General features: G+C 66.6%; 3 protein-coding genes and 2 pseudogenes. 2 read left to right on the top strand and 3 right to left on the bottom strand.

The genetic code is table 11. The features are described 5' to 3' along the window. Positions 1–389: pseudogene (locus MJ785_RS20435) on the top strand (hypothetical protein); the annotation flags it as partial. Between the two features lie 46 nt (positions 390–435). Here the strand turns inward: MJ785_RS20435 and MJ785_RS20430 are convergent. Together MJ785_RS20430 and MJ785_RS20425 are read right to left on the bottom strand one after the other, a co-directional pair. Next, positions 436–921, bottom strand: coding sequence for a hypothetical protein (locus tag MJ785_RS20430; RefSeq protein ID WP_239346111.1), 486 nt, complete (start codon positions 919–921; stop codon positions 436–438). Between the two features lie 150 nt (positions 922–1,071). Continuing rightward, positions 1,072–1,494: a hypothetical protein gene (locus tag MJ785_RS20425; protein ID WP_239382392.1), complete on the bottom strand. Its 423-nt coding sequence runs from the start codon at positions 1,492–1,494 to the stop codon at positions 1,072–1,074. Here MJ785_RS20425 and MJ785_RS22425 point away from each other — a divergent pair. Next, on the top strand, positions 1,406–2,365 hold the full coding sequence (locus MJ785_RS22425; protein ID WP_370653008.1) for an SMI1/KNR4 family protein: 960 nt from the start codon (positions 1,406–1,408) through the stop codon (positions 2,363–2,365). The genes MJ785_RS20425 and MJ785_RS22425 overlap by 89 nt on opposite strands. On the opposite strand, the pseudogene MJ785_RS20415 reads toward MJ785_RS22425, so the two are convergent. Continuing rightward, positions 2,329–2,860: pseudogene (locus MJ785_RS20415) on the bottom strand (LCP family protein); the annotation flags it as partial. The gene MJ785_RS22425 and the pseudogene MJ785_RS20415 sit on opposite strands and share 37 nt — an antisense overlap.

The raw sequence follows: 2,860 nt of genomic DNA, 5'->3' as shown, positions 1-2,860 counted from the left end.
ATCCTTGTGATGCGCTCCTCGCCGTGGCCGGGCCGGACGGCGGCTTGGACCCCGCCGCGGTGCAGGCCACCGTGACGGAGATCGGTCAGCGGCGCCTGCCGGCATGGGTCGAGCACGTCAAGGACGTACTGGCTGATCTCGATGCTCAACGGCGGCGGGCACTCGATCTGCGTAACTTCCTGGATGAGCGGTACCCGCCGGGCAACGCCGCGCGAAGGCTCCTTGATGCATTGCTGGGCGAGGGCGCGACCGGCTCAACCGCGCAGGCACCGGTCGCGGGATGCGGCGGACCCGGTGGCTCGGCACCGCCGCGGGAGCCGGCGCCCGGTCCCCAACGCGGTGAAATCGCATCAATCCTGCGCTCGGAGGTTCCGGGCCACTCCACCTGAGTGCAGCCCGCCGGTCAGCGTCTCGCCGGGTATCGAAGCAGAGTGATCAGCTGGTGACGACTTGCTCGTCCGTTTCATAGCTGATGGACTGCTCCGTCAACCATGTGGTGAACCTATCGGCGATCTTGGTGCCTTCGTCGTTGCCGTCCACACCGAGGAGCGCGCGTACGGCCTCGATGACGAACTGATTCTCGTTCAGCGGCCGGATCGGGTAACCCTGCCAATCCTCGGCAGCGGCGGGGATCCCCGCGCCGGCCAGCCAAGTGCGTAGCGCTGAAGCGTCGGCAAACAGATCCTGTAGAGCCGCCCGTAGTACCTGTGGCACGTGCTCAGCCATCACAGTCCACGCCCGGCGGTACTCGGTGGCGTCTTCTCCTATGATCATTTCTACGGCGCGGCCCGAGGTGCGGCAGCGCAGCGTCAGGTCACCACCAGGATGCCGCTCGAGGGTGACCTCCTCCGCCGACCATCCGTCCTCATCCATGGGCTTGTTGAACACGTTAACGACTCGTACGGCGCCATCGTCGGGCATGCGGCCAGTATCGCGCACCTTCCGGGGCAGAGCCGCACGGTCGTTGCGACCGCGTGGATAACCGCGTGCCGTAGGCTGCGACGGTCAACCCGGCAGTCGGCGGTAACGCGCCATCATCGCCGAGGCGGTACGGAATCGGTGCGGGTTTACTCAGTTCGCCGAGAGTTTCGGGATCGGGCGGGCCGTGGCGGTCAGCGTCGCCTCGCACGTCGGGAGGATCGACGCCTTCTGATCGACGATTTCACCATCGACTGTGAGGATGCACTGCACCCGGGGGAGCCCGGTGCCCAGCGGGGCGGGCGCCATTGGAGTCGCGACGGCATTCCCTGAGATCGCCACCAACATGACATCGGGATACCGCACGGTGACCTGCTTGGCCCACGACGGCGCGGTGGACTCCTCGTGCTTCTGCCTCCCTGTGGAGTCGGTGTAGTTCAGCGTGATCATAAAATTGGACCCGCCCTGCGCATACAACTGGTAGAGGATGACGTGCTCCACCGTCTTCGCGGGTTGTGGACCTGACTCGCCCCCTCCGCCGAAGGTGCCGCAGCCGGCCATGAACACCAGCGTCATGGCGACTGTCAACAGCCGTCGCATCGAGCCTCCTTACCTACTAGCTTCAGCGTGGAAACGGCTGGCATCGGGACAGTTTCAGCCTTCCATGCGGGCGGCTGAGAAGGAGAGTGACGGTGTACTTCAAGGAACCGTTCCACCGTCGCGGCGACCCGGCATGATTCCCGGCGGCCGATACGCGTTCCAGATCGTCCATGCAGGCTCGCCGATGCTGCGCATCCGGTACCGTGACGGCATTTTGGCCGGGCCGCACGGCTTCCCCGACTGGATCCCGTACGCGCGCGCCGTCGTCCAGCTGCCCCCCTGCTCACCCGATCTCGGCGTGGACGAGGCGCGCGTGGTGGACGTGCTCACCGCCAACAACACCATGGCCGCCGGCGGAGATGCGCTCTGGGCGGACGTGTGCCCGGGCGCCACCCCGGCCGGGTGGACCTGGGCGCACCTGCCGGCGGTGTGGTCGCGGACACGCCGGATCGCCCTCGTCCCCGTCGAACTGCACGGCGCGTACAGGCATCTGGGTGGTGTGAGCACCGGCAGCGCCGATCGGGCCAGGCGGGGTCTGGCGATGCACGGCGGGACACCACCGCGGATCCGGCTCACCCACCGGCTGTCCGGCGAGGTGCTGGAGAGGCTGGAGGAGCGTCTCGGGTACGGCCTGCCCGCCGGGTACCGGTCGTTTCTGCTTCGGACGAACGGCGGATGCCCAGCCTGGCCGGCCGTGCATCCCGGCTTCGGCTTCGTCGCCGATCAGCCGTTCTTCGGCATGGCCCGCCAGGACTGGCTCCAGGACCTGGCATACGCGAACGCCTGGTTCGGCGACCGGCTCACATCCGAGTCCCCGTCGGGGAACGCGAAGCGCTCACGCGCGTAGTCCAGCGCAGCCGCGCCATCCATGAGCTGTTTACCCTTGGCGAACCCACGCCGACCGGACGGATCGAGGGAGTGGGTGGAGGTGAAGCTCTGCTCAACGTCGATCTCGACGCCGTCCAGCGCGTCGACGATTTCCTTGAATCCAGCGAAGTCGACGAGTACGACGTGATCGATGCGTACGCCGGTGAAACTCTCCACCGTCTGCACCGTCAACGGCAAGCCTCCCCAGGCGTAAGCTGCGTTGATCTTAGCGTCGGTGTTGCCATACCTACCATCCTTCGACCGGGGAACGTGTACCCACGTATCGCGGGGGATGGAGATCAGCTGCGCACTCGACCGGCTCTTCGGCAGGTGGGCAAGTATGATCGTGTCGCTCCGCGAGCCCGAGGTGTCCCCGGGGTTGCGGGAATCGCTGCCGAGAATCAACAGATTCACGGCGTCCGTTGCCACTTTCCCGGGGCGTGACTCCTCGGGCATGTCGTCGAAAGCCTTGAAC

Origin of the sequence: Protofrankia sp. CiT1 (assembly GCF_917627335.1) — a bacterium.
Classification (GTDB): domain Bacteria; phylum Actinomycetota; class Actinomycetes; order Frankiales; family Frankiaceae; genus Protofrankia.
This window is presented reverse-complemented; position numbering and strand designations above follow the sequence as displayed.